Consider the following 19,525-nt stretch of genomic DNA (forward strand, 5'->3'; position numbering starts at 1 on the left):
ACTTATTATAGAATCGCATGGAGACTAAAATTGTTTGATTGTAATGTTATGGCAAACCTTATTCCAGTCATACAAAAATAATCTAACAAGCGTATCCCTTGTCTATTGCCAGAATGAAACTGAGATTCTGATAGGATTTCCATAAATGAAAGTGACATGCCATTGGTGTGATATAGATATAGCGTTGTGTTTTTGAGATAAAAAAAACGGCTGCCGGAAATATCCGGCAACCAAGAAAAAACATATTATATAAATGACAATTTATATACCGTTCATACGTCTATGCTCCGCAGCCATGCATGTGCTCAGCATCCGTCCGCTTGTTCGTTGTCCTCACCATGCAGTTTGTGCATTAGTGCCTTGTCTTTGCCAAGTTTGTCGGTAGTATGTTTCAATACCGCCGCATTCACATAAAAGATAACTTCTTCCGCCAGATTCGTTATATGGTCTCCCGCACGCTCCAGACGCAGAATCACTCCTTTAAAATCGAGGCAGAACGCAAGTCTGTCATTATGCTCGCCCACATATTGCGCGAGAGCGTCCGTTGAGGCAGAGTTTATCTCATCCAGCACATTGTCCTTCTCAAACAAACTGTAGGCTATGGCAATGTCCCTTTCCTCGAATGCAGTCTTTGACATCCCGAGCATCTCAACCACACAGTCTGCCATCTCCCTTATTCTCGTCTTCTCCAGCAGGCTGCCGTCCAGATACGTCTCCTCGTGCTTTATTATGAATCGCGCTATATTCTCCGCGAAATCACCTATACGCTCCAGGTCGGTGATTATCTTCAGCATGGCTATAGTAAAGCGCAGGTCTATGGCAACAGGATTGAAACGCGCCATGAAGTCCTCTATGTCGCAGTCAAGCTTTGTCTCGCAAGCGTTCACTCTCTTTTCTCTTATAAGCACCTCCCATGCCTTTTCCTTGTCGTCAGTGAAGAAAGCCTCACACACGTTCTTCATCTGGTCAAGAACCAGCTCCCACATTTCAAGAACCTCACTGTTTATTTTCTGAAGTTCTTCTTCTACGAATTTCACCATATTTATATATAATATTTAGTTGTATCAGCCGAAACGTCCGGTTATGTAATTCTGTGTCTCTTCCTTTGAAGGATTAGTGAACATCTTCGATGTCGCGTCATATTCTATTAACGAACCAAGATAAAAGAAAGCCGTCTTGTCGCTCACGCGCGTCGCCTGCTGCATGTTGTGGGTGACGATGACAATGGTGTAGTCTTTCTTTATCTCATGTATCAGCTCCTCTATCTTCGCTGTCGATATGGGGTCAAGGGCAGAGGCAGGCTCGTCCATGAGCAGCACCGAAGGAGAGTTTGCCATAGCCCTTGCTATGCACAGCCTCTGCTGCTGACCTCCTGAAAGGGCGTAAGCCGACTTTTTGAGTTTGTCTTTCACCTCATCCCACAAGGCGGCGCCTCTCAACGACTGCTCCACACGCTCAGAGATGAAACTCTCGTCCTTCACTCCGTTCACCCTCAATCCGTATGCCACGTTCTCATATATGCTTTTCGGAAAAGGATTCGGCCGCTGGAAAACCATTCCCACATTCTTTCTCAGCACGTCCACGTTGATGTCTTTTCCGTAAATGTCTTTCCCGTCTATTTCTATCTTGCCCTCCAGACGGCTGCCCGGTATGAGATCGTTCATACGGTTGAACAGTCTGAGGAATGTTGACTTTCCACATCCTGACGGACCTATAAATGCCACCACTTCGTTGCTTCCGATGCTCATGCTTATGTTTTTCAGAGCATGAAACTGTCCGTAATAGAAGTCGACGTTCTTTGCTTCAATCTTAGTCATATTCATTTCGTCTTGTTTTAGCCTTTATTTCTTCCCGCAAACATCAGTTGGTCTTGAGTTTGTTCTGGAAATAGTTTCTCATTGCGTTTGCCATTATGTTTATGATGAAAACAATCACTATCAGCACAAGTGCCGTGCCGTATGCTATCGGTATCTGCCTCTCCATATCCGTTCCGCTGGTGGCGAGCACATAAAGATGATAGGGCAATGCCATGCACTGGTCGAATATGCTGTCAGGGAGTTGCGGAAGATAGTAAGCGGCGCATGTGAACAGAATGGGAGCCGTCTCTCCGGAGACACGTCCCAGAGCCAGTATCAGTCCGGTGATGATGTTGGGCATCGCCATCGGCAGTATCACTTTTCTGATGGTCTGGAGCTTGGTGGCTCCCAGAGCGAGGCTTCCCTCACGGTAGCTGTCGGGAATTGCCTTCAACGCCTCTTCCGTTGTCCTTATGACAAGGGGAAGCGCAAGCAGTCCCAGCGTGAGCGAACCGGCTATTATACTGTCTCCGAATCCAAGATAATTCACGAACAGCGACATTCCGAATAGTCCGAAGACAATGGACGGGATGCCCGAAAGATTGTTCGTCATCATGCGTATGAACTTTATCAGCCTGCCGTTGCTCGCATACTCATGCATGTATATCCCGCTCATTATGCCGAGCGGAAAGGCGAACACCGCACTGCCTGCCATAAGGCAGAACGTGCCCACTATTGCCGGATAAATGCCTCCGGCTTTCATTCCGTCGGTGGGATAGGTTGTGAGAAAATCCCAGTTTACCACGTTTATACCTTTTATTATAATGAAGGCGAGAATTATGAACAGCACCGTCACTATGACGCCGCTCAGAAGGCGGAATATGAAAAACGCGGCATTCTCCACAATCAGCTTACGCCTGCTATTATCCATATGGCTCATCTTACTTTCCATAAGCATCTTTTCTCCTTATTTGTTTCTTGACGAAATATATTCTACACTCGTGTTTATTATCAGCGTGATGAAAAACAGAACCACACCCAACAGGAACAGCGACTGGTAGTGGGGACCTCCGGCAGGAGCCTCTCCCAGTTCGGCTGCTATGGTGGCTGGTATGGTCCTCAAAGGGTCGGTGATGGAGAGCGGTATTACAGCCGCGTTGCCGGTTACCATAAGCACCGCCATCGTCTCGCCGAAAGCTCTTCCTATGCCCAACACTACCGCCGACGTGATGCCCGATACCGAATAGGGCATCACCACCTTATATATTGTCTGCCATCTTGACGCGCCAAGGGCAAGGCTGGCTTCCCTCATCGCCCGCGGACAGTTCTGCATGGCGTCCTGACTCACTGTGATGATGGTGGGCAAAGCCATTATCGCAAGCACAAGGGCTCCTGCGAGACCGCTCTCTCCCACCGGCAATCCGAATACATCCTGCAATATGGGGACGATTACCGTCAGACCGAAAAAGCCGTACACCACTGACGGTATGCCGTTGAGCAACTCTATTATGGGTCTCAACATCTTGCAGGTCCGCACAGAAGCCACTTCCGACATATATATGGAGACGGACAGACCGAAAGGCAAGGCAAAGATGATGGCAAACACCGTCACCCATATCGTTCCTAAAATGAGGGGGACAAATCCGAACTGGGGCGCAGGCGTAGCCGTAGGAAACCATTCGTTTCCTCCCAGCACCTCTCCGACGGAAATCTCATGCCCGTCCAGCATCCTGCCGTTTTCCAGTTTTGAGGCATAACTATCCGGAATGAAGGCTATGATGCCGGCATCCGCCTTTATAAGCGAGTCAAGGCAAGCCTCCGCATGCTCATAGTTCTCTCCCAGACGCTCCCTGCTGAACAGGCTCTCCATGTCGTCAAACCTCAGCAGCCTTATCTTTCCGCCGGTGCCGCCCACGTCCTTCCATTCGGTTATGTCCTCATCGAATATCTCCTTTATCTGCCTTGCGTCCAGCTCTTCCACAGGGTTCGCCTTGTTGACAACCAGCGAGTAGCCCTCCTCTATCGTCTTCGACGAGAAAAGTCCCAGTCCCTCCGAGAACAGGAACACCACAATAAGCAGAATGACAATACTTGTAAGGAATCCGCTGCATGTTATTATCCCGGCGGCAATCCTCTCTACAATCTTCCTCATTTTCTCTTTTTCAATAGTTCCGCTGTAAAATTATATCTTACGTATCACGAACCCGTGACAGAATTGTTACAATACGGTTTCCGTATGATAAAACACGTCATATCGAACATATGTAACACAATTGTATCACCGCTGTAATACGGATAAAAAGACAAAGCCCTTACTTAGCGGTCGAATAATCAAACTGACATTATGAAACAGTACAGACTATCTCTTATCATTTTCACATTGCTGCTCTGCGCTACAGCCAATGCACAGAAAATAAAAGGCAGCGACACGCTGCTGCCTGTGTCGCAGGAAGCGGCTGAATGCTTTATGAACGAAAACAGAAACTCAAGCATAACCGTCACCGGAGGAGGCACCGGAGTGGGCATATCATCCCTGCTCGACGGGACGACAGACATAGCGATGGCATCCAGGAAGGTGAAATTCAATGAAAGGATAAAATTCGGGCGCGGCGGTAAAAAGCTCAAAGAGGCTGTCGTGGCATACGACGCGCTGGCTGTGATTGTGAATCCGTCTAATCCGGTGACGCACCTTACGCGCTCACAGCTTGAGGCTATATTCCGCGGAAAGGTGACCAACTGGAAACAGGTGAAAGACCACGTTACAGGGAAATACGGTCCGGATCTTAAGATTATTGTATATTCGCGCGAGACTTCATCCGGCACGTACGAGTTTTTCAAGACAAGTGTCCTGAAAGAGAAAAACTACATGGCTGGCGTACTGTCAATGCCTGCCACAGGAGCGGTGATACAGTCTGTGAGCCAGACAAAAGGGGCGATAGGATACGTGGGAATGGCGTATATCAACAAAAACGTGCGTGCCGTGAAAGTGGCATACGACAACCGGCACTTCGTCTATCCCAACATGCAGACCGGACGCAGGCACATCTATCCCATCGTGAGGGAACTTTACTTCTATTATACTGAAGACAAGGAAAAGACCGTAATGCCTTTCATAAATTATCTGCGGTCAGAGAAGGGACAGGACATTGTGGTCAAGAGCGGCTATATTCCCATTGGATGACAATGCCGCAAGCAGCTGTCTTTTGCGCGGCAGAGGGGCAATGCGGGCGGATGAAAAGGCGGTCAGGCAGGAGACTGACATATGGCGCGACCCTGTCCCGGCTCTTATGAAGGCTTCGTGCATGCCGTCCGCACTTCCGGCACCGGCACGCTCCGATTATGACATGCCGTAAGGCTTCGCCCCTCTTACGTGCCGCCGTCCGGCATACCGGCTGCCGCTTTTGCCAGATGCAGCACGCCGCATCTTCTGCAAAAGAGCGTGACGGCATGGCGGAGACACCACGCAACAATGATTAAGAGCTTACATCACATTTATGGATGCATGGTCATCACTGTGATGACACGCTMATAWAAAACCGCCACTCACGCAAAGCGGACAGTAAAAAATATTTACATTATTTTTTCTCAGAATAGAAACGGATAAGGTCCGGAGGTACGGTCTCATCTGCTTTTTATCTCCTTCCTACTGCGGCATACCCCGCATCTTATACCACAACTGCCACCATAACTACCCCATTACGGCTCTTTCACGGCATATTCTCATCATGCCATGCGCCTCCGCAACGCCTTCCCGTGTTGCGGAAAAGCCCGTGTCACTCTCCCAAACAGCCTTTCCCGCATGCTCATATGGGCTTTCCCGCATGCCGGAAAAGCCTTTTCCACACATCAGAAAAGGCATTCCGCCCACGCATCTCTCATAATATCTTGATATTCAAAACATTACAAAACCACCCCAAAACCCGCAAATTCCGAGACAAAACGTCTGTCGTCACAATCCATGCGATTCTCAGCGACTTCACGTTCCACTCTCATTCACCTTTTCTCCACACTTTCCCACCCTCTCACCTTCTCACTTTCTCACCCTTACCTCACCTTTACAGTTATCTTCCTCAGGTCCTCGTCAGCCGAAGAATTGCCTACCATCAGTACGTATTTGCCCGGAACGACGCGCATGGTGTTCGTCTCCTCATCCCAAAGCTCGAACGTGCTGCGCGGCAGAGCAATGCTTACGTCGGCTGATTCTCCGGCTTTCACCCTTACACGCCTGAATGCACGCAGCGTCTTAAGCGGTCCGTCGGTGTCTTTGGGATTGCGTACATACACCTGCACCACCTCATCACCGTCGCGCTCCCCGGTGTTCTTCACCTTCACGGTAAGCACACCTTTCCTGTATTTAGGCTTGCTTATGGCAAACGTCGTATAGCTAAGTCCGTAGCCGAACGGATAAAGCGGTTTGCCGGAGAAGTAGCGGTAAGTGCGTCCCGCCATGCGGTAATCCTCATAATCAGGCAGTTGGGCGGTGCCCGCATAGAACGTCACGGGAAGCTTCCCTCCCGGGTTATAGTCGCCGAACAGCACGTCGGCAACAGCAGTACCGGCATGCTCGCCTCCATACCATGCCTGCAATATGGCGTTCGCACGTCCGTGTTCAGCCGTGAGAGCCACGGCACTGCCCGAACAGTTCACCATCACCACCTTCTTTCCAGCATCGCACAACGCCTTCATAAGCTCGCTCTGCGACGCCGGAAGTTCTATAGCCAGACGGTCGCCGCCCCTGAACCCGGGCTCTTCCACTTGCAGTTCCTCGCCCTCCAGACGCGGAGATATGCCGCCCACGAATATCACCACGTCAGCGTCGCCCGCAAGTGCGGCTACGTTTGAGGCGTTCACCTTATCGTTATTATGCAGATATCCGCATCCTTCTATCAGACGCGCCGAAGGCACCTTTGCCTTTATGCCCTGCCAAATGGTCACTGTGGAAACAGGAAAACCGTTATAGTTTCCCCACAACATCGTTGAGTCGTTGGCGTTGGGACCGAGCACGGCTATCTTCAGTCCGTCCTTCTCCAGTGGCAGTATGCCGTCGTTGCTCAGCAGTGTCATCGTCTGTCTCGCCATGTCGGCGGCAAGCTGACGGTGCTCACTGCACGCCACGACGCTCACAGGCAGTCTTGTCCACTCCACAAGCTCGTCCGCATCGAAGTCGCCAAGCTCAAAACGGGCTTTCAGAAGACGCTTCAGCGAGGTGTCGATGTCCTTCTCGCTCACCTTCCCCTGCTTCAGGGCATCGCCCAGTGAGCGGTAGTCGCTTCCGCACTCAAGGTCGGTGCCTGTCACAAGAGCACGCGCGCTGGCATCGCTCTGACTGTCGGAGAAACCGTGTCCCCACGATTGCCAGAAATCGCTCACGGCTCCGCAGTCGCTCGTCACAAGCCCCTTGAAGCCCCACTCTCCGCGCAGTATCTGCTGCAGATAGCGCGTGTTGCCGCAGCACGGCTCACCGTCTATGCGCTGGTAGGCACACATCACTTCCCTCACACCTCCGTCAACCACAAGCGACTTGAACGCCGGCAGATATGTCTCCCACAGGTCTCTCGCCGGCAGGTCTTCCACATTAAAGCGGTGACGGCTCCATTCCGGTCCGCTGTGCACGGCAAAATGCTTGGCACAGGCAAGCAGTTTCACGTACTTGTGTTTCCGCCCGCTGCCGTCAGGAGCATAACTGTCGCCCTGCAGTCCACGCACCACGGCAAGTCCCATACGCGACGTCAGGTATGGGTCCTCGCCGTATGTCTCCTGTCCCCGCCCCCAGCGTGGGTCACGGAATATGTTTATGTTCGGAGTCCAGAACGACAGTCCGCGGTATTGTGCGAGGCTTCCGGTGCGTCTGGCATGCGTGTTTTTCGCCCGCGCCTCGTCGCTGACAGCGCAAAACACTCTGTATACCAGACTGTCGTTCCACGATGCCGCCATTCCTATTGTCACGGGAAAGACCGTTGCGGTGCCGTTGCGCCCGACACCGTGCAGTGCCTCGTTCCACCACTCAAACTGCGGTATGCCGAGCCTCGGGATAGCTGGCGAGTTGTTCATCATCAGCGATATCTTCTCCTCTACAGTAAGTCTCGAACACAGATCATCAGCACGCTGCGACGGTGTCAACGACGCATCCATATACGGCAGCCGCTGACCTATGACAGCCATCGGCACGAGTGCCGCACACATCAATATCATTCTTTTTATTCTCATAGCCAATAGATTAATATCACATCAATAGAGTTTTCACCGCTAATATATGAAAAATAAACTGAAAACGGTGTTTTTTACATTAAAATAATGATGGCGTCAGCTCTGTAGAGACGCAAAATCTTGCGTCTCCCGAGGAAAACCGCTGCAACAACAGCCATATATTCACCCAGCCCTATTGCGCATCGTTGCTTGTGAGACGCAAGATTTTTGCGTCTCTACTTTGGATTGACCACGTAAAATAACGAGATTATTCATGTATTAAACAGTAGCGACGGGAGCTATGAAAGCATGCTCTATGATTGAGAGTCACACCTGTTTTATCTATAAAAAAGTATTTCACGGGAATGCGTTCCTTCTCCTTATGCCCCGTGTGTAAACACATCCGCCGGCAGTCAGCGGCTGACACGACACTCTATTACACGCCTGAAGAAAGCCGTAAGTTCATCAACATGACTGTCGAATGTCAGAGAATCACGCACCGCCATAACGTTGCGCGTAATCCTTTCAAGAAGTTTCCTGTCTTTAAGCAGTGCCACAAGTTCGTCAATATCATCATAGAACAGTCCCATACCACGGCTTTTCACATATTCCTGCTGTGCCGAGATGTTACCGTCATTCCTTCTTTGTATCATCGGCAGACACGCTGCGGCAAGTGTGCTTATACGCGCAGGCAGATTAAGGTCCGCCCATGTAGCCCTGAACAGCGAGCCTCCATTGTTGCTGCCTACACAATGAAGCCATCCCGCGTCATATCTTGAAAACTCACTTACCCATTCGTTCTGCGGACAATGAAGATGGACATGGAAATGTCCGGGCGCAGCTTTTAGAAACGGTTCAGCCATCACTTTATCCGGCACAGTGTTCTCATTATACAGATGAACATGCACGTCGTTTGCCGCCAGAATACTCATGTCCTTCGGGGTAATACCAACAATGCGTCCTGTTACGACAGTATGCACACCACCGTACAGTTCAGACAATTTTATTAAAAAGCAGTCTTTGAACACTTCTTTTTTAGGCATATCACCATCGAGCGTCATCTGCGGCGCTTTTCTCTCGTCCGGAATGAAAAGCCCGAACCATTTCCTGGTCTCATCGTTCAGATAAATACGACCGTCAGCGTATGTATATAAGTCTATCAGCTTGTCCCACAGTCCGTCCTTCATCGCCTCATGAGGACCTTCCTTGAAATGCCACACAAAGGGAATTCCGGTATCTGCCGAAAGAACCTCATGGGCAATGTCTATTGCCGATGTGCTTAGCAGTGCATATATAATGTCCGGCTTTATCTCCTCCACACGCTTTCTCCATTGGTCATAAGGCACATCCTCCACCTGTCCGAAGGGCAACGGGCCGACCGTGGAATAGCAGAAACGCGGTTTTGCCCACAGACCGTAAAGTCTGTGTCCAGCCTCTTCCAGTGCGCGTATTCGTTCCGGATTGTACGCCAGTTCCCCAACTATGAGTATCTTCAACCCGTCTCCGCAGGCTGTCTGCAGCGGTCTCCTGTATTCCGCATAAGCCTCCTTTTCATCCACAGTCTTATATCGTGACGCCCTGAATCGCAGAGGTCTTGACACATGATAGTATGCTCTGTATTTATTGAGACCGCCACCATAACGTTCACCACATATCTTATGCCGCTGAAACGGATGGCTGGTCCATTCACATGTAGCTGTTCCCGTTGGTACGAACACGCCACGGCGGGTAAGCTTACGCCAGAACATGATAAAAAGATCTTCCGTGACAAGCTCCTCACGCTCGGTCCATCTGTCCTCTGTCTTGCGATGAGCCGTCTGCACAAGTTGCAGCGCGTGTCCCGGGACAGTGCCCTTACATGTGCGCCACGACATCACTCCCGGTTCCTCAGACTCGTCATATCTTATGCCACTGAACACGACAGCAGCGTTCTCGTTATCCCTGAATGCATCCGCCATCTTCTCCAGATGGGAACCATCATAGAAATCATCGGCAGGAAGATATGTGATGTAATCGTTTGACGCAGCGTCAAGACCGCGGTTAAGCGCACGTCCCAAGCCCTCGTTTTCAGGACTTGATATATATCTTACTCTCGCACCGTCAATAAATGACGCCACGAATTCAGCGGTGCGGTCAGTACTGCCGTCATTCACTATTATAAGTTCCCAATTGTCATAAGTCTGCGCCATCATGCTCTTTATGGCACGTCTTACAAATGACGCCTGATTGTATACAGGCAATATTACGGAGAAAGCTATATTGTTTTTGTTTTTCATATGTGAGGCGTTCTTTGATTTATTCAGACACAACCGGTGCCGCATTCCTGTATCGCTGCCGCTTCATCGGCTGTCAGGGCAAGACCGAGTCCAGCCAGACCATGCCTCATGGACATGCTGTCCTCCGACAGATCGGTCTGCATTCTGTCAACAAATGCGGACAGTCCATCCTGAGAAGGCAACACCGACACAAGCCTACCGAAATAAACCAGTTCCTGCCATGCCTTATTGACGAATCCTCTCAAATCAGCGTCGTCGCCTGCATTGCCTCCATACAACACGTTCTTGCCATTGACATCATCGGCAGAAAACACAGCCTCCGTTCCGGTTTTCTCCGACAGTAACCGGTTAATGAAAATATCCTGTTCTGTAAACGCAGACTCCTTTTTTATTCTGTCATATAACGAAGGCAACACCCTGATGAGTTTTTCCGCGCCGGCGTGCGCTTCAGCCAGATGTCTTACACAAGACAGAAAATACAAAGCCGAATTAAGATGATATAGCGTGGGGCATTCTTTTGCGCATGTAAGCTCACTGTGAATAAAGTCGAGCATGCGTCCTGCATAACGTGCCAGACCATATTCAGGTGTAGTATTTCGCAGCCGTTCAGCCATATACACAGCCTGACCGAGTATCGATCTTCGGTCGCACTCCATACGTCCCAATACTCTTTCGTCGATGGTTCTAAGCACATTGTCGGGTTTTCCCTCCACAAGACCTTCTCTCATGAGTCGGCTTATAGCCCATCCCACTCCGGCAAGACCGCTTTCAAAACCGTAAGGAAGCGACGGAGCAACCTTCATCATTCCGTCAAGCAGCTGTCCAGCCAATGCCTCATAGTCTTCATTCCCTGACAAGGCAGCATACCTGTAAAGAAAGAGCATCGCTCCGGTCTTGCCGTCCACCAGTCCGTTATTTTCAATATGATAGACATACACTACGAAAGTGTTTGCTATCATAAGCATAATTTCGTCCTTTGTATAACAGTTCTTTTCCGACATAATCATATCCTAAACGACCGCACTACCGTCATTCATGGCAACACATTACTGACCTCCCGTTCATTTGCACAACCACCCGAGTGGGTAGACATCATCTATCCTGTGGCGCATGTCATAGAATTTTTTGGCGGCGGAGCGTGTGGCTTCCGTTTCAGTACCGGTTTCGTTGAGAGGCGCATAATACACGATGTTCTCAAGAAGTTCACTGTGGCTTGCCACCGGTAAGGAAAGGTTATTGTTCCATTTTCTGAAATGTCTTGCCATTTTCTTCCCGGCTTTTCCGTCAGAAACGTCCTTGACAAACGCCTGTTCCGCCTCTGTCCCGTCACGCAGACCTATGAGCATGGCACGTATCTTATAAAGACGGAAGGCATCGCGCACGCTTTTTCGGTTGCTACGGTCGAAAGTTATATCCTCCATCTGTCTGTTTATCTGTATCACACGTGCGTTGCTTATCTTGCCTTCAGCAACCCGCTTGTCTATTTCTCTGCTCGCATCATTATACGTAGGTCCGTATTCCACATCATAACGGTCTGACGGATTAAGCCTGACACTTGAGTTACGCTCACTGCGTACTATAGCTGTCTTCTCACGCATTAAATCGTTATAATGCTGCGAGCGTTGTATAAATGTGTTGTTGGCTCGTATTCCCTGCTCCGCCATAGTGCCGGACAGCCATATCGCATTGTCGTAAGCCTCACGTGCATTTTCTCTCATCCCAGCCATGTCGTATACCGCGGCAAGCGTCATGGCTGCATGAAGTTCGGTCTTGGGATTATAACAAGACTCTTCAGGATACAACTTGTCAAGCTTTCCTTTTTTTGTGAATCCGAGCTGATGATATCTCGTCAGTTCCCGGCTAAGCATAGCAGCCGCATCGTCATACCGTCCGAGCGACGCCAGCAGTCGGGCACCTGCCAATGTCGACTCCATCTCGTTCCACCCTTTCTCGTGCACAGAGAATATATACGAAGCGATGCTGTCGGCTTGTGTCCTGCTTATTCCGTACTTCCCATCATCCATACTTCCTGACACGGCAAGCATTTCCCGGACATACGGCATACCACTGTATGGGATATGGAAAAACGGGTCGAGCACAGATGTAGATATCGAAAACACGACATCAATCACCTTCCCGTCCTTTTCGGCAGGTTTCCAGCTCGGCATGAGCGACACGACCCGGGCTATCTCCCCAGACAGTGCAGGGTGCATGTTTGTGGGACGTGGAAAGACAGCCCTGCCGTCTTTCCTTATGACACAATAACAGCCAAACACGTCCTTTTTCTTGTATGTCGTATCATTCCATGCCTCCGCAGGATAGCGGAGATTGTCTATTATGAACTTGTCCATCGCTCCCATACCGCCATAAAACTGCGGCGGAACGCTCATCACTTGACTCACATTCGTCGGAATGCTGTCCACACCGTCTGTGATGAACGTCACCCGTTCTGAGCTTCCACGTTTTTCAACGTCCTGGGCAATGGCAGGAACAGTTGCAAAAACGGCTGTCAATATAATAAACAAATGCTTCATAATAATATTTTTTTATTATCCGAATGCAAAAATAATGCAAATGAGCGAAATGAGAGCTTGCTATCAAATTCCCGAGTGCAGCTTATCTTATACAAAGATAATGCAAATGAGAGGAATGAGAGCTTGCTCTCAAATTCCCGAATGCAGCTTATCTTATACAAAGATAATGCAAGGTGAGCGCAACAGCAAGACGGAGAAACGAAGTTTCTTCAGGCTTGATATTGCCGAACCGAAGCTTATCTTATACAAAGATAATGCAAATGAGCGGAATGAGAGCGTGCTATCAAATTCCCGAGTGCAGCTTATCTTATACAAAGATAATGCAAGGTGAGCGCAACAGCAAGACGGAGAAACGAAGTTTATTCAGGCTTGATATTGCCGAACCGAAGCTTATCTTATACAAAGATAATGCAAATGAGCGGAATGAGAGCGTGCTATCAAATTCCCGAGTGCAGCTTATCTTATACAAAGATAATGCAAGGTGAGCGCAACAGCAAGACGGAGAAACGAAGTTTATTCAGGCTTGATATTGCCGAACCGAAGCTTATCTTATACAAAGAAATGAAACGGACAAGTAAACGACCGTATTATACTGTCAATCCTTACTGACTGAACAGAACCTCACTTTAATAGCATCGCCCTTGATGTCTTCCTATGGTATGTATGTCACAAATATACAAATAATATTCACAAATAAGAAAAACAGACATATAAAAAAGTATAACCGGAAACCTATACAATATCTGTGAATAATGGTATGATTTAAAGCTGCTGGGGCATCCGGGCAAGGTATATGCTTTATATATAAGATAAGAAGAAGCAAGGAAATAAAAAAAAATGTTTATCTCCTACCGTTGGTATTATCATTGTGGTGTCTCACAACAGATAACAGACTTTATCCTAATTAATAAAGTCTGAATGCGAGCGCGCCGTAATCCGGACAAACGGTTCTGACAAAAAGGCTTTACTCCCAGTCGTCCAAATCAGCCGAAGACTCGACAGCACGCTCCACATCGTCGGGAAGCGACGCGAAGAAGTCGATGCCGGTGATGCGCTCCACCTCGTCAACGGTGTTCACATAATCGCCTTTAGGCCGGTTGCCGTCCCTGTTCTTATAGATAAATCCAATAGCCTTCGGATTGCCGTTCATGCACAGCACCACCTTGAAGAAAGCGTCGGGCACCACCACCTTGTGCTTGCCGATGGTCTTATGCCTCCCTTTATGCAGGATGGGACCGCAGACAATGTAGATGTCACCCTTCTCGCGCGCCCAACTGCGGCATGCGTTCTCCATCTCGTTCCAGTCACCCCGGTTGAGTCCCGGATCCTGAGGACATATGTTCGTGAACAGGAACGACTGGCGCATAGCATCACGGCTCCACTTGTTGTCGCCCGCCGGGCACATATGGCCTCGGTCGTAACCCGAATTGTAATAGTCCCAGTCGTCAGCCCGTGGCGCAGGAACGTCCTCGTCCTCCGCGAAATCCATTCCTCTGCGGTTGTGACTGCCTTTTGTGTGTCCTGCCGTAAGATGCCATGCCACCCAGTTTGGAAGCCTCGTGCGCTTATTATAAGACGTGACATATCCCTCACGCTCCAGTATAATTGACGGCACGGTGTCAGGAGTCGCGGCAAAGAGCAATCCGTCTCCGCCAACGGTCTGTCCGCTCTCTGTGCGTGTATCTGCGGGAGCCGCGTTGGCGGCAGCCCTCAACATGGCGGCACTCCGGCGCACGGAGTCAGAGCACGATACTGACAATGTGAGCGCGAAAAGCGCGATTCCTGTATAAAAAGCTACTGTCCTCATAATCATTTTCATTATAATAAAATCACCGCCCGCGCATATCCGCAGACGGCACCGCAAGCGGCTGTGACATCAAGCCTCCGCATCTGGAAGCCACGCCACATCATTCAATCCTCCTCTTCCGGCACATCCGCATCACGCGCGGTATCCTCCCGTGTGGCAGGAACCTCTTTGCGCCCGTTCCCGCGCAACGGTTTCAGGCGGCTGTATTCATCAAACATATATCTGCGCGTCAGCGTCACGGAAAGCAATACGGACAAGACCGAAGCGCAGAACACTGCCGCCATGACAAGCAGCTGGAAGGCGGCTGCCTCAAGCGCTCCGCTTCCGCACATAACCACAGTCCACATTATCACCGGTGACGTGCCCACCACCATAGTCGCCATCTGCGAGAGTCCCGGCACAACCGCCTTCTCGAGAGCACGGCGCACGAACGCATCGAGAGCCTCGGCATGGGTCGCTCCGTTGCCGAGAAGATAAAAATAGAGCTGGTTGTGATGTCTCAGTCCGTCATAATATGCGGAAAGCGAATCGGCGCACACCGTTATAGTGACGCCCGAAAGGATGCCGGCAACAGGCAGGAAAAAGCGGGGGCTCACAAGCGCACCCGTGCCGAACGCGGCAAGCAGGAGCCACACTCCAGTCACAACGACTGATACGGCAACAGCCGCAGTGACGGGCACGAACATCACACGCAGGCTGAGACGCGAGCGCAAAATGGCAGTGACCGACGACAGCACTATGAGAACCAGCACAAACAGCAGGCTCATGCCCACTCCGCCATGCTTCTGAAGCGTATACATCGCACCTCCTACAATGCCCACATAAACCACCATACGCACAATTGCCGACAGCGCGCGACCTGTGGATATGCGCAGTCCGTATCTGTGCATCACCGCCAATGGCAGAGCCAGAAGCAGCATTCCGAGCAGAAATCCTATCAATGTAATGTTCATCTTCTTGTCTTGTTTGAATGGGGTCAGACACCCAGTTCTATCCTTACGTCGCACATTCCGGCAAGGCGGCTGTCGACAGTGGCAAGCAGCACAGTACTGCCGGATGCGGCAAGAGCGCGCAGATATGACATGACACGCGGCAGTGTGTCCGCGTCGTGTCCGGCAAACGGCTCGTCGAGAAGGACGTTCTTCCTGCCCGTAACGCCTGCAACCGAAATCATCATACGCCTCAGCGCGGAGCCGTCAAGCTCTTCGAGCGGCATGGCATACATGGAGGAATCGAGAGCAAGACGTTTCCACTCATAAAACAGTTTTTTTCGCGCGTGGTCAAGAGCTGCGTTCACATGCAGACCCTCCAACGACTCGAAAACCTCCGAAAAACTGCCTGCACACAGTCTGATGTCCTGAGGCACATAGAGCATACCGGCGCGGAAGAGTGCCGACGTCTGCGGCAATACAGGCTCGGCATCTACAGACACATAGCCGGAATCCAACGGCTGGAAACCGAGGAAAGCGCGCAGCAGCGATGTCTTGCCGCAACCGTGCGGTCCGGTGACAGCCGTCAGACCGCCTTCCGCCGTACAGAACGACAGATTGCTGAACAGCTGATGTCCGCCAATGGAAAGAGTCCCGTCTTTTATCTCGAGCATAAGCGATAGTCCAAAGCCTGTTATAGAGAGCCGCATGACCACAATGCGACATGAGCACGGCTTCATTGCATACGTGCCGCATTGCCTGAGCATGCATAAAGCAAATGCAAACATACAAAAATATCATGGCACATCCAACTTTTGAAAGCGTTTTTTTAATCATTGTATGAAATACGGCTGACTGGCAATCCCGGTCTCACCGCGACCTTTGACAACACTGTATTTACCCCCAATCAGTCATTAGAACACCGATTGTACATTTAAGGTTTATTGTCAGCTCTTCATTCTTCTTCCGCATTGCTGCCGTCATCTTGCACTCAGATTTTCCCCGGTGTAGCCCTCCACATCTTCGGTAATACTGAATAAAATCCGGCTGACAGCAGCACGAAATAAGGGCGGAAGTCTGATGACCGGACCGGGGTTTACTGTATATTCATGCACTTCTGAAAGTAAAAAATATTGACAATATTTTTCAATAAAACAGATTCAGAAAACGAGCGGACTGCATACGGCAAAGCCCATTAAACAGACCATGACTATTGGAAAAGACCTATAATATATACGGAAAGTCGCATCACACACACTTCAAGGCTTATTCCGGCTCACGGGAAAGGCTATACGGATGTGCCGAAAAGGCTGTTTCATGATACAGGAAAGGCTCTTCCGCAGTCCGAAAGAGCCTTTTCCGCATCGCAGTCAGGTGTCAATGAAACGGATGAAAGGGATAACAGACTGGATGACAGGGCGTTGCACACATAGCTGAAAATCGGCATATTCCAAACAGAACACGACGTGACAGAAAACAACGGCATTCTCATGAAGTTGCCGACGCATATTCATGCATAAGCGAACCGCACTATTGCATAATTATGCAAAACCATTATACGTACGGAAGACGTGCGTGGCGGACACACAGCCATGGCAAGAATACGGACGCGCTCAGGGCTGGCGGCACCGCAGCGGCAACGGCACTCGAAAACGGGACACAAAAAAAAGTCTCCGAAGACAGAATGTCCGCGGAGACTCCTATATGTCATTTGATGTATGTACTTATCAGAAGAAGAGGTAACGGTTGTCCACTACGCCAGCCTTGATGTAAAGCTCGTTCATGAAGTTTCCAGCCCACTGCAATGCCTTCTGGCGTGAGTTGTCGCGCATGGTCTTCTCGTCGAACTTGCCGGGACGCATCTTCTTGTCCATAATCTGGAACACATACACGCCAGCCTCGCCCTTTACAGGCTTAGCGCAGAACTTGCCTTTAGCGGTAGCGGCAACCGCACCGCTGAGTGCCTGCTCGCTCGCTCCCACTGCGGGGATGAACACCGGTGAATTGAATGTCACCTGATTTACCTCCGATACAGTAGCACCCTTTGCCTTTGCCTCATTCACGTTCTTCACGCCTTTAGCCTTTGCCATGAGCGCCTCAGCCTTCTTGTCCTTCAGGAGTTCTTTCTTCACAAACTCGTTCACCTCCTTATCGTCAAGCGTACGGTAGCCTTTCTTGTGTATCTTGTCTACAACAGCGATGAGAAGATGGTCGTTGTCGCCACACTCATACATCGGAGAGACGTCGCCTTCCTTTGCATCGAACACCCACTTGAGAGCATCGCGCGTGCTGCGGATACCGGCAATGCCGTGATCTGCCGTGGTCACATTCTGACGTTCAAGCACTGTGTAACCGTTCTTCTGCGCGTTCTTCAGAAGAGCCTCTGAAGTCTGGTTGGCGCTTACAAAAGCACTGAACTTGTTGTATGCGGCTGAATATGTGTCGCGTGAGAAGTCTATCGTGCGTTTGATGACGGCAGCGACATACTTGTCGGTCATTGCCCTGCGGTCTACAACCTGCACTATCACGCCTCCCTGTGTGAACTGTATGTTCTTCAGTTCGTTTACTGCCGACGAGTTGATGGCTGTGATATAGTTCTTTGTGTCCTTATCCATTGACGGAGCACTCTCATACTGACGTGTCGTCATCCAGAACTTCTCGCCTGCCTGACCGTATTTCTTTGCGACGAGCTCGAAGTCGGCACCGCCCTTCAGAGCGGTGTAGATAGAGTCTGCGCGCTGTCTGATGTCAGCGGCGTCCTTGCCTATCACCTGAATCTGGCGCAACTGTATGGAGTCAGGGAGCTGCTGTCTTGAGACGAGCTTTATAAGGTTGAGGGTGTTGTCGAGCTTGTTCACGATGATTCCTGACGTGCCGCCTACTGCTACAGAGTCAAGCCTGCGTGATATGTCGTAAGGGAATGCGTTCTTTGATACAGGCACTCCGAGGTATGCTATCTGCGACATGCTCTTGCGCACAACGTCTGTAGGATCGGCTGCGGCTGCGAGTTCCTTGGCATAATTGCCGAACTCCTTCTCAAGAGCGGCGCGGTCTTTGGCTGACGCTGTCACCCTTATGTCGATGTATTTCACGTCGCGGCTCTCCACATACTGTCTGAAACGCTCCTTCAGTTCGTTGTATTTGGCGTTCATGTCAGCATCGCTGTATTTCATCTTACTGTCCTGAATGCTTGTGTAAGGGAACACTGCGAGGCTCACCTTGCTCTCCTCGTTAGCATCCTTATAAGCCATCTTTGCCTCCACCTTGTTGGATATGAGACACTGTGCGAAAAGGCTCTGATACTTCTGTGAGAGCAGCTGCTGGCGCAGACTCTTCTCTATGAATGTCCAGTATTTGTACATCGGCTCATACTGGGCTGCCATCTGCGGGTTTGTGGCTTTCTGTGCCTTGTAGTCGGCAATGAACTTCTTGAGCGCGTTGGCATCGAATCGGCCCGTCTGCTGATTGATGAAAGGAGTGCTCATGAGCATGGGGTTCGTGCCCTGATTGAGAATGTTCTGCATCTCGGCGTCTGTAACGGTCAGACCGAGTTTCTCTGTCTCGTTCTCGATAATCTTGTTCTGGACGTATGTGTTCCACACCATGTCCTTCACACGGTTCATCTGCTCATCGTTCAGATTGTCCGCTCCCTGCTGCAATTTCATCACTTCAGTGTACTCGTCGACGAGTGCCTGAAATTCCTGAATGTTGATTTTGTCTCCCAATACTTCGCCGACCTGCTGACGCTTGTCGTTCTCCGACGTCTCACACGAGCGGAAGAACTCTTCGGCGATGAACGCAAAAAGACCCAAACCGATAATACATATCAGCAGGATTCCTTTGCTTCTGATTTTTCCTAATACTGCCATTACTTTTGATTATTTATTATTTTTATTGTTTTCTCTTAATTTAAGACGATGCCGGAGATGCGGTATATACAAAAGGATTGCAGGTCGCCGAAATATACCGCACACACCGCGAAATGCGCACAAAAATA

At 50.0% G+C, this 19,525-nt stretch carries 13 protein-coding genes; 1 reads left to right on the forward strand and 12 read right to left on the reverse strand.

The window, feature by feature from the left end; genetic code table 11:
- Positions 1 to 305: 305 nt before the first annotated feature.
- The 4 genes from phoU to pstC are packed head-to-tail and all read right to left on the reverse strand — an operon-like array spanning position 306 to position 3,948.
- Positions 306 to 1,040: a phosphate signaling complex protein PhoU gene (gene phoU / locus BN4609_RS09325; protein ID WP_068856452.1), complete on the reverse strand. Its 735-nt coding sequence runs from the start codon at positions 1,038 to 1,040 to the stop codon at positions 306 to 308.
- 24 nt (positions 1,041 to 1,064) lie between these two features.
- The gene (gene pstB, locus BN4609_RS09330) at positions 1,065 to 1,817 is read right to left on the reverse strand and encodes a phosphate ABC transporter ATP-binding protein PstB (protein ID WP_068856513.1); all 753 of its coding nucleotides are present in this window, start codon (positions 1,815 to 1,817) and stop codon (positions 1,065 to 1,067) included.
- A gap of 43 nt (positions 1,818 to 1,860) precedes the next feature.
- Positions 1,861 to 2,736: a phosphate ABC transporter permease PstA gene (pstA, locus tag BN4609_RS09335; RefSeq protein WP_068856514.1), complete on the reverse strand. Its 876-nt coding sequence runs from the start codon at positions 2,734 to 2,736 to the stop codon at positions 1,861 to 1,863.
- Positions 2,737 to 2,763: 27 nt separating this feature from the next.
- Positions 2,764 to 3,948: a phosphate ABC transporter permease subunit PstC gene (gene pstC / locus BN4609_RS09340; RefSeq protein WP_068856453.1), complete on the reverse strand. Its 1,185-nt coding sequence runs from the start codon at positions 3,946 to 3,948 to the stop codon at positions 2,764 to 2,766.
- Between the two features lie 192 nt (positions 3,949 to 4,140).
- Here pstC and BN4609_RS09345 point away from each other — a divergent pair, with 192 nt between their 5' ends.
- On the forward strand, positions 4,141 to 4,977 hold the full coding sequence (locus BN4609_RS09345; RefSeq protein WP_021992667.1) for a phosphate ABC transporter substrate-binding protein: 837 nt from the start codon (positions 4,141 to 4,143) through the stop codon (positions 4,975 to 4,977).
- Between the two features lie 863 nt (positions 4,978 to 5,840).
- Here BN4609_RS09345 and BN4609_RS09355 read toward each other — a convergent pair.
- The 8 genes from BN4609_RS09355 to BN4609_RS09395 form a co-directional block, all read right to left on the reverse strand.
- The gene (locus tag BN4609_RS09355) at positions 5,841 to 8,003 is read right to left on the reverse strand and encodes a glycoside hydrolase family 3 C-terminal domain-containing protein (protein ID WP_068856455.1); all 2,163 of its coding nucleotides are present in this window, start codon (positions 8,001 to 8,003) and stop codon (positions 5,841 to 5,843) included.
- A 392-nt stretch (positions 8,004 to 8,395) separates the two neighbouring features.
- Positions 8,396 to 10,258 (reverse strand): glycosyltransferase family 2 protein, encoded by a 1,863-nt coding sequence (locus tag BN4609_RS09360; protein WP_068856456.1) that lies wholly within the window; start codon positions 10,256 to 10,258, stop codon positions 8,396 to 8,398.
- A gap of 23 nt (positions 10,259 to 10,281) precedes the next feature.
- Positions 10,282 to 11,217 (reverse strand): glycoside hydrolase family protein, encoded by a 936-nt coding sequence (locus tag BN4609_RS09365; protein ID WP_164071633.1) that lies wholly within the window; start codon positions 11,215 to 11,217, stop codon positions 10,282 to 10,284.
- Between the two features lie 102 nt (positions 11,218 to 11,319).
- Positions 11,320 to 12,792, reverse strand: a complete 1,473-nt coding sequence (locus tag BN4609_RS09370) for a hypothetical protein (RefSeq protein ID WP_068856458.1) — start codon at positions 12,790 to 12,792, stop codon at positions 11,320 to 11,322.
- Between the two features lie 964 nt (positions 12,793 to 13,756).
- Entirely contained in the window at positions 13,757 to 14,599 is an 843-nt protein-coding gene (locus tag BN4609_RS09380) for a DNA/RNA non-specific endonuclease (protein ID WP_084791499.1), read from the reverse strand.
- 104 nt (positions 14,600 to 14,703) lie between these two features.
- Complete coding sequence (locus tag BN4609_RS09385; RefSeq protein ID WP_068856460.1) at positions 14,704 to 15,552, reverse strand: ABC transporter permease; 849 nt, start codon at positions 15,550 to 15,552, stop codon at positions 14,704 to 14,706.
- A 23-nt stretch (positions 15,553 to 15,575) separates the two neighbouring features.
- Positions 15,576 to 16,202 (reverse strand): ABC transporter ATP-binding protein, encoded by a 627-nt coding sequence (locus tag BN4609_RS09390; RefSeq protein ID WP_068856461.1) that lies wholly within the window; start codon positions 16,200 to 16,202, stop codon positions 15,576 to 15,578.
- Between the two features lie 1,053 nt (positions 16,203 to 17,255).
- Entirely contained in the window at positions 17,256 to 19,397 is a 2,142-nt protein-coding gene (locus BN4609_RS09395) for a peptidylprolyl isomerase (protein ID WP_068856462.1), read from the reverse strand.
- Between the last annotated feature and the right edge of the window lie 128 nt (positions 19,398 to 19,525).

It is taken from the genome of Leyella lascolaii (assembly GCF_900079775.1).
GTDB classification, from domain to species: Bacteria; Bacteroidota; Bacteroidia; order Bacteroidales; family Bacteroidaceae; genus Prevotella; species Prevotella lascolaii.

What these genes read in the sequence shown, in the direction of transcription:
- phoU (WP_068856452.1), bottom strand. Translation starts at nt 1,040, where the DNA reads ATGGTGAAATTCGTAGAAGAAGAACTTCAGAAAATAAACAGTGAGGTT.
- BN4609_RS09380 (WP_084791499.1), bottom strand. Translation starts at nt 14,599, where the DNA reads ATGAGGACAGTAGCTTTTTATACAGGAATCGCGCTTTTCGCGCTCACA.
- pstA (WP_068856514.1), bottom strand. Translation starts at nt 2,736, where the DNA reads ATGAGCCATATGGATAATAGCAGGCGTAAGCTGATTGTGGAGAATGCC.
- BN4609_RS09385 (WP_068856460.1), bottom strand. Translation starts at nt 15,552, where the DNA reads ATGAACATTACATTGATAGGATTTCTGCTCGGAATGCTGCTTCTGGCT.
- pstC (WP_068856453.1), bottom strand. Translation starts at nt 3,948, where the DNA reads ATGAGGAAGATTGTAGAGAGGATTGCCGCCGGGATAATAACATGCAGC.
- BN4609_RS09345 (WP_021992667.1), top strand. Translation starts at nt 4,141, where the DNA reads ATGAAACAGTACAGACTATCTCTTATCATTTTCACATTGCTGCTCTGC.
- BN4609_RS09370 (WP_068856458.1), bottom strand. Translation starts at nt 12,792, where the DNA reads ATGAAGCATTTGTTTATTATATTGACAGCCGTTTTTGCAACTGTTCCT.
- BN4609_RS09360 (WP_068856456.1), bottom strand. Translation starts at nt 10,258, where the DNA reads ATGAAAAACAAAAACAATATAGCTTTCTCCGTAATATTGCCTGTATAC.
- BN4609_RS09395 (WP_068856462.1), bottom strand. Translation starts at nt 19,397, where the DNA reads ATGGCAGTATTAGGAAAAATCAGAAGCAAAGGAATCCTGCTGATATGT.
- BN4609_RS09365 (WP_164071633.1), bottom strand. Translation starts at nt 11,217, where the DNA reads ATGATAGCAAACACTTTCGTAGTGTATGTCTATCATATTGAAAATAAC.
- BN4609_RS09390 (WP_068856461.1), bottom strand. Translation starts at nt 16,202, where the DNA reads ATGCTCGAGATAAAAGACGGGACTCTTTCCATTGGCGGACATCAGCTG.
- pstB (WP_068856513.1), bottom strand. Translation starts at nt 1,817, where the DNA reads ATGACTAAGATTGAAGCAAAGAACGTCGACTTCTATTACGGACAGTTT.
- BN4609_RS09355 (WP_068856455.1), bottom strand. Translation starts at nt 8,003, where the DNA reads ATGAGAATAAAAAGAATGATATTGATGTGTGCGGCACTCGTGCCGATG.